Source organism: Gilvimarinus gilvus, assembly GCF_030518155.1.
In the GTDB taxonomy this organism is placed as follows: domain Bacteria; phylum Pseudomonadota; class Gammaproteobacteria; order Pseudomonadales; family Cellvibrionaceae; genus Gilvimarinus; species Gilvimarinus gilvus.
The window spans coordinates 1-471 of sequence record NZ_JAULRU010000478.1 but is presented as its reverse complement, the minus strand read 5'-3'; the positions used below and the strand labels follow the sequence as shown (position 1 = coordinate 471).

Here is a 471-nt window from a genome sequence, read left to right as displayed (position 1 = left end):
GACGAAAGAAATGAAAAAAAACAAGGTGGAAAAAAGATTCAGTATGTAAAATTTAATCCAAATAATTTTTCTGAAAATGATTGGCAAAAAATAGGTTTTTCCTCTAAACAAGCTGCTTCAATTCTAAAATATAAAAATATTTTGGGAGGACAGTTTAAATCGAAAGAACAATTGAAAAAATGTTACATGATTTCCGACGAAAAATATGCGGAAATGGAACCTTATATTGATTTGCCTGAAAATATAATTTATAAAGTTGAACAGCCAAAAGTTGAGCAACCAAAAACAGAGGGAAAAGTAGTTGAAAAAATAGAAATAAAAGGCAAGTTTAATCCAAATAATTTGAGTCATGAGGATTGGATGAAACTTGGTTTTACAGAGAAGCAAGCAAATACGATTCTTAATTTTAAACGTTCGTTAGGTGGGAGTTTTAAAGATGCAAAAATATTGAAAAGATGTTATGCGATAAGT

At 28.9% G+C, this 471-nt stretch carries 1 protein-coding gene; it reads left to right on the top strand.

Annotated features, from left to right (window positions below):
• On the top strand, window positions 1-471 hold a 471-nt coding region (locus QWI17_RS08980), incomplete at both ends, for a ComEA family DNA-binding protein (RefSeq protein ID WP_302722174.1).